This window comes from Desulfurococcus sp. (assembly GCF_049970475.1).
Lineage (GTDB): Archaea > Thermoproteota > Thermoprotei_A > Sulfolobales > Desulfurococcaceae > Desulfurococcus > Desulfurococcus amylolyticus.
In genome coordinates this window covers 1-7,046 of sequence record NZ_JBMFMW010000063.1, presented here as the reverse complement: position 1 = coordinate 7,046, position 7,046 = coordinate 1, and the positions used below count along the sequence as shown (strand labels likewise).

Sequence of the window (7,046 nt, the reverse complement as noted above, 5' to 3'; positions counted from 1 at the left end):
AAACCTGTATCTTAAGATTGAAACAAGGTACCCAACTGGGAGCTTTATGGATAGAGCAATGAGCGTGTCTGTGTCCATGGCCGTGTACTTCGGCTTCTAGAAGGCAGTGATCGCTAGCAGTGGTAATGCAGCCGCATCTCTAGCAGCCTATGGGGCTAAAGCCGGTATAGAAGACTATGCATTTGTCCCTGATTTCGCTGGCTATGGTAAAATAGCCCAATTACTCTATTATGGAGCCAAAGTATTTAAGGTTAGATGGAGTGAAGCAGAGGATCCCACGGTTAAAATGATGCGTATCCTCTATGAGGAACACGGCTTCTACCCGAGTCCAAGCTTCGGCGTCTTCAACCCATACCAGGTGGAGGGACCTAAGACCATCTCTATGGAAATAGTAGAGCAATTGAAATGGATGGTTCCGGATCAAGTTTTTGTACCAACCGGTGCAGCCAGCCTATTAACCGGGGTCTTCAACGGGTTCAGGGACTTCAATATGGTTGGATGGATAAACCGGTATCCTAAGCTAGTAGCTGTACAGCCCGAGGGAAATCACCCCTTTGTAAGGGCTTGGAGAGAAAGGGCTGATCCGATGAATATACGTCCCTGGGAGAAGCCGCCGGATACAATAGCTACCGGGCTAGAAGACACTTATCCATGGGATGGCGATGCCGGATTAAAGGCCTTATACACCACCAATGGTTACGGTGTAGTTGTAAGCGATAAGGAAATACTGGATTCAATGAAGATGCTGGCTAGTCTTGAAGGTGTATTCGCTGAGCCAAGTGGTGCAGCCGGTTTAGCCGGCCTAATAAAGGCTATTGAGGAGAAACAGGTGGATAGGGATGAAGTAATCGTGGTACTAGTCACAGGACACGGCCTAAAGGATCCTGATATAATTAGGAAAACAGCCGGGGAACCCCCATTAATAAACCCAAATGTTGAGGAATTCAGGAAGACTGCCCGCGAATTCTATGGTGTTTTAGCCTAGTCTTAATCAAATAAGGTTTTTCACTCCCTATCCTAAATATTATTGCCTTGAGTGTGTCATCCATGATGATTATTCATACAGGAGACCTACACTTAGGGTGCTCACTTTCCAGGGAGAGCCCCCTCGCCAGATTCTACATAGATGTTCTAAAGGAGCTAGTGGAGAAAGCTATTCGTGAAAAAGCTATTGTGCTCATCTCGGGTGACTTCTTCGATCATTATGATGTAAGCTACTCTTTAATGATAGAGGTAGCCAGGTATCTCAGGCAATTACGCGATAATAATATAGAGGTGGTTGTTGTACCGGGAAACCACGATAATGCTAGAAGCGGTAGAGGGGTGCTCGACCTGTTTAATGAAGCTGGGTTAATCAAGTTAACCAGGTACGAGGAAATAGGGGGGCACCTGTTGCTTTATCCTTTGAGAATAAATGACTATGACTTCTATGGTGTACCGGGTTTCAGGAATCAGGCTGAGTCAAAGTATATTAAGGAAAACCGGGTGAAATTCGTTAAGAAGAATAATGAGAATAATGTAATCATCTTAGCACACGTAAGCGTGGAGTTTGCTGGTTTCAGGCCACGTGATTACAACAGGCAATATGGTATGATAGATGTCGTTGAGAATGAACTGTGGAGGATAATGCCTTCTGGGATAAAATATGTTGCACTAGGCCACATACATATCCCGATACCCCAGGAGAGAAAATTCAAATCCAACATAGCTTACCCCGGGGCACCAATAGGCATGAATATTGAGGACTTAAGGGAAACAGCACTACTTGAGAGGAAAGGAGTTAGGAGAAGATTCCTCATGGTAGATTTAGAAGGAGATCTTCCCTTGGTAGAAGCCGTAGAGCTGGAATCATCCCCGAAGATAATGTATGAGAAGGCCTCGTATATTAGTATTGATGAATTAAGGAAGCACATATCAAGTATTGTTAAAGACGGAGCAGATTACCATGGATTCATATTCGAGGCTAAGGTTGAAGGATTAAAGGATGAACAGGTAAACGAGCTACGTTCCTTTATTCAGGAGATCCAGCGGAGCTATAATAAGCTGGTATACTTAAGACTCCCTGAAGTCAGCGGCGTTGAAAACGTTTTCGCAGGCTACGACATCCATCAAGTAGATACAGGTAGTTTATCAATAGAGGAGATTGAAGAGAAAATCCTCAACGAGTACGCTGGAAAACTAGGCTTAAGGATCCCCATTGAGAAAATCAAGGAGATCCTGAGGCTACTCTACGAAGAAAAAGGTGAAAGGGGTAGATACTATTATAAGGAACTCTATGAGAAAATCAAGAGTATTCTCCAGGAATCCTATAAGGGGGGCTGAGAACACTTGAATGTCTTCTCAGAGATCCTGGAGAAATATGCTAAGCTGATGCACAGCGATTACCTAAGATCACGTGAGAACATAATTGTCAGAGAGAGAAACAGGTTATATGAGAAATTCTATAAGGCGGCATATATACCATTAGTATCCCAGGAAAAACCCGTGGTATTCGTTGACTCGGGGAGATTGGATTTAGAGACCGATGTCTCCTCGCTTACGATAGTTAACGTTGGTGCATTAATACGTAATAAAGAAGGAGAGCTAATTCTTCCAGGTGAGTACCTAGGTAATCCCGAGGCTCCATTAGCGGAGACGATCATTGTTTACTCGAGCATTGGTGCCGAGAAAAGGGAAGACATGGATTTATCATTCAAGATCATCATGGAACCCGTAGGGTATTCTCTGTTTTTAGATGGAAGAGATTCCTATAAAATATCTAGTGAACTCTCGGAGAAAATAAACAGGGATCTAGCAAGCTCAAGGATGAATATCGCTAGGAAAACCCGTATACTGAAACGTATCCACAGTTATATCACACAACTAATCGAGATAGGATACCTCGCAAGGATAATCAGTAGGAAACCTGGTTGTATAGGCGTCGTAGACGGTACATTGATCAGGTGGTTGAGTGTTAAAGGTGCACGGATAAGTGGATATAGAATATTCTCAACACTCTCCGGGTTAGATGAAGCTATTCTTGAAACACACTTAGATTCCATTATTGGGATTTCTAAGACGTCGAAGTTTACAACTCTTGCAAGAGCCTTTAACTTATTCAACAAGTATGAGAAACGAGAGAATGGTGTATACGGCTACGTTGATTCCGAGTCAGCTAGGGCAGCGGCTAATGTATTAATGGATATTATCGCCAAGCTCGATGTCGATGTAGCTGAAGAGGCCAGTAGAATTTTTAATAGGATAGTATTCCAGGATGGAGGCATATGGAGCTTTAGAATACCGGTATCAGGCGATTTCAAGCAGATATTTCACGCAGAATACTATACTAGGGAGCCCGTGTTAAATATAATTCATGAAGGTAGCAAGCCCACTGTAAAAGTCAATGAAAAACTAGCAGAGCACTTAGCTGAGAAAATACACTATACTCTTCCACAAGTATTCGCCATAAGGAGTAATATCCTGGGATTACCGCCCTATGGATTCATGGAGGTTGATAGGGAGGTCAGAATAGATAAGCATAAAGCCAAGATCATATATCAATCATTCCTGGTAAAGCTTCATGACATCACCGGTAGGGAAGACCATCCCTTAATACAGGTTTTCGAGTCTACCTTGAAAATGAGGTATGGTTACAGGTGATCTACATGCCCATTAAGATAGGATTTATATATGAATTGGAGGGCAATACTATCAGGGTGGCCCTTACATCTCAAGATTATAATCCAGGACTAGGCGACCTATTATATGTTAAAGAAGGAGACAGGACAATCATACTTCAAACAGTAAGCTACGAGGGAAGGATACCTATAACCCCTGCAAGTATACGGGCTCCAAGTCAAAACGTTTTAACCGATATATCCAAGGAGATGGGGGTTCTCGCATCACTGTTCCTTGAGATATCCAGTATCAACAATAAGCCGACTCTACTAAAGCCGAGAAGGCCACCTAGATTAATGCAACCCGTATTTCTCCTGGATCCTAGTGACACCGAAGCCCTTGAGATACTGAAGACCCTCAGCGAGCTTACAAGCGAGAAAAAAGACGATACATCAACCATAGCATACCTAAGAGCTGGCACTACCTGGTATGGCGGATCAAAGTATGTTAGGGAGGCCGGGTTCAAGGTAAGCCTGAAGAATATGCTAAGAAAACACGTTATTATAATTGGTCAAACCGGTTCAGGTAAAACCTCCGGCCTGAAAGGATTACTCATTAGATACGCGTTGGAGTCCCAGGAGAAAGTAGGATGGCTTATAATAGATAGGCATGGAGAATATACTGAGGGATATAGTGGTGGAAAAGGCTTCATATGGTATATGAATACGGCTTTGCGCAACAATAAATGGCTTTCCAACGTGGAAATTAAGGCGATTCGATTAACAACCAGCATAGACGCCAATAAAGATAAAAGCTATCACCATGAAACATTCAGCCTTGTTGAGTCACCATTAAACGCCAGCAGTATAGAGCTTAAAGAATTCATGGCTCTGCTTGAGAGACGTATGGGGATAGAAATGACTGGGATGCTCGAGGAGTTCGCCGACATAATATCTAATATCTTCTATGAATTAGGGAAAAGCGGTGATGAAATAGCGAGGAAAATAAGTAGTGTATTCATAAGTACGGATAACGAGCCGAATGGAAACTTAATTGCTCTCATACCACTACTCTACGCTAACATGGTGGTATATGAGAGGGGAGCCCAGGGAAAAGATAGGAAGGGTCTCTTTAAAATGCTTATCGATAGAGGCATATATACCCATCACATCAGGATCATTAGAAGAAACATCCTGAATATAATGGGATGGAAGATCAGGCGAGAGAAGATCACTGATACAAGCACTATGAGTAAGAAGAGCATCTATATAGACGTGATAGATGATTCAAATAGTATTGTAAAAGTTAACCAGTTATTGAAAGATCCTGTATCGCTTGCAGTGGTACTTGTGAAATTCCTTGGAAAACTTAGTGAACTCGGTGAACCAGGAGACTTTAATTATCCCTGGAAAAGCATTGTATCCATACATGGTGTTAAATCTGATAGTGTTGGTGAACCCGGGGCAGTGTTTACTAGTGAACCAGGGATGAACATAGATGAAATCATTAACACCATCGAAAACGGGAACATAGTCATCCTGGATGTCTCGCAACTTAGTAATGAACAAGCAGACTTAATTGCTCTAACCATCTCAAGGAAGATCTTCGAGAACAGGTTGATGGCTGGTGTTGAAGAGTCGGCAAGAAAACCCGTTGTGGCCATAGTCTCTGAGGAAGCCCCCCTCTATTTAAGCCCTGATAAGGTTGAAAACCCATTCAACCCCTTTGCCAGGATAGCCAGGGAAGGCCGTAAGTTCAACGTTGGCCTTATAGCTATAACGCAACTTGCCAGTATGATCGAGAAGCAGATACTAGGCAACTTCAACACCCTAATAGTATTAAGGACCAAGAGTAGAAGCGATATTGAATTACTAAAGGATATAGGAGTACCATCTGAAACCCTTCCATTCCTCAATGATAGAGAGGGATATCTCTATACGCCGGATCTCCCCATTAAAGAACCATTACCAGTATATATACCAGCGTGGTTTGAGCATGAAGATGATATAAGGAGAATAGAGGAGAAACCCGGTGAACCGGATAAGGGTAAATCCAGCAAGGAGGATCTAAAAAGTATTCTCCTGTGATTAAGGGGGCTCTCTGATGAGAATTTATGGATTAATGCTTGAAAATATACGGAGCTTTAAGAACGAGTACATAGTGTTCCCTAAGAAAGGGGTAACCGTTATACATGGCGAGACAGGAAGTGGTAAAACAAGCATACTCATGTCTATAAGTGCGGCATTATTTGGGCTCCAAAAAGAGGGCAAGGATCCATTTAGGGCATTTGCATATCCAACAGGTAAAGACCTATTGAGGGCTGATGCATTAAGGGGTAGGATACGACTCTTATTCGAGCATGAAGGCAGGGTATACCTTGTTGAAAGAGAATTCAAGAGAAGTAGTAACAGCGTGGTTAATGTTGACCGGAATAGGCTTGAAGAATACATCATAAAGGAGGATAAGTTGATCAAAGTAAACAGCCTGATTCTCGGAACAGAAGAATTGAACAAGAGAATCCGGGAGATCCTCGGGATAAAAGAGAGGGCTAGGGAGAAACCACTCCTATTCACAAGCGTGCTCTATGCCCCCCAATTCAACATACATGAAATTCTCAGTCTAGATAGCGAGGAGAGAGGCGAGATCATAGAGAGATCCCTGGGACTATACAAGTACAAGGAGTACAAGAATAATAGCAATGCAGTAAGAGACATGATTAAGGATAAAATAGATGAATTAACCGATAAAATCGATGGGCTGAAGAAAAAGCTTAAAGACAAAAACAAGCAGAAACTACTCGAAGAGAAGCAGAGATTAGAAAAGCAGTTAAAAGAGCTTGAAAAAATACTCGTGGAGAAGCAAAAAGAGCGTGATGAGCTAGATAAAAGAATAAAGGAGCACCAGAATCGCCTTAGGGATATGGAGCGAAGAATAGGCGAGTTACAGAGCAGGATAGGGCAAGCTAGGAAACAAGAGGCTAGGCTGAGAGATGTGAGAAACGAACTAGCTAAAATAGCGCTTAATCTAGGCAAGAATGCTTCGACTGGTTATACAGAGTTACTAGAAGAATTAAGGAGAAGAGAAAGAGAAATAGAGGGGAAAGTAAGGGAGCTACAAGACATAGAATCTGAGCTAGTAGATAAGCGTAAGGAAATTGAGGAAGAATTAAACGAGGCTAAGAGAAAAAGGGAAGATATAATGATGAGGCTTGGGAGACTTGAAGCCGACGAGGAAAACCTTACAAGACAAGAACAAGAATTAAATAAGCAACTCGAAAAATACAGGGATCTCTTAAACAAGGGGATATGCCCCCTATGCCTCCAGCCGATACCACATGAACACGGCATTAAACTAATTGATGAAGTCCAAGGAAGATTAGAGGAAGTAGGGAAAAAGATAAGGGAGCTGAAGGAAGAAGAAACTAGTCGCTATAAGGAATTAGAGGATAT

The 7,046-nt window shown here is 42.4% G+C and carries 4 protein-coding genes and 1 pseudogene; all 5 read left to right on the top strand.

The annotated features are described in order from the left end of the window. Positions 1-985: pseudogene (locus ACP5N5_RS04890) on the top strand (pyridoxal-phosphate dependent enzyme); the annotation flags it as partial. A 62-nt stretch (positions 986-1,047) separates the two neighbouring features. Next, positions 1,048-2,322: a metallophosphoesterase gene (locus ACP5N5_RS04885; protein WP_048058822.1), complete on the top strand. Its 1,275-nt coding sequence runs from the start codon at positions 1,048-1,050 to the stop codon at positions 2,320-2,322. 6 nt (positions 2,323-2,328) lie between these two features. Next, positions 2,329-3,639, top strand: a complete 1,311-nt coding sequence (locus tag ACP5N5_RS04880) for a hypothetical protein (protein WP_428133461.1) — start codon at positions 2,329-2,331, stop codon at positions 3,637-3,639. A gap of 5 nt (positions 3,640-3,644) precedes the next feature. Further along, a complete protein-coding gene (locus ACP5N5_RS04875; RefSeq protein ID WP_428133457.1) occupies positions 3,645-5,684 on the top strand; it encodes an ATP-binding protein in 2,040 nt (679 codons plus the stop codon). 16 nt (positions 5,685-5,700) lie between these two features. Further along, the coding region (locus ACP5N5_RS04870; protein WP_428133454.1) for an AAA family ATPase at positions 5,701-7,046 on the top strand (1,346 nt) is incomplete at its 3' end.

Coding starts and splice junctions, on each gene's coding strand:
- ACP5N5_RS04885 (WP_048058822.1), top strand. CDS start 1,048: ATGATGATTATTCATACAGGAGACCTACACTTAGGGTGCTCACTTTCC.
- ACP5N5_RS04875 (WP_428133457.1), top strand. CDS start 3,645: ATGCCCATTAAGATAGGATTTATATATGAATTGGAGGGCAATACTATC.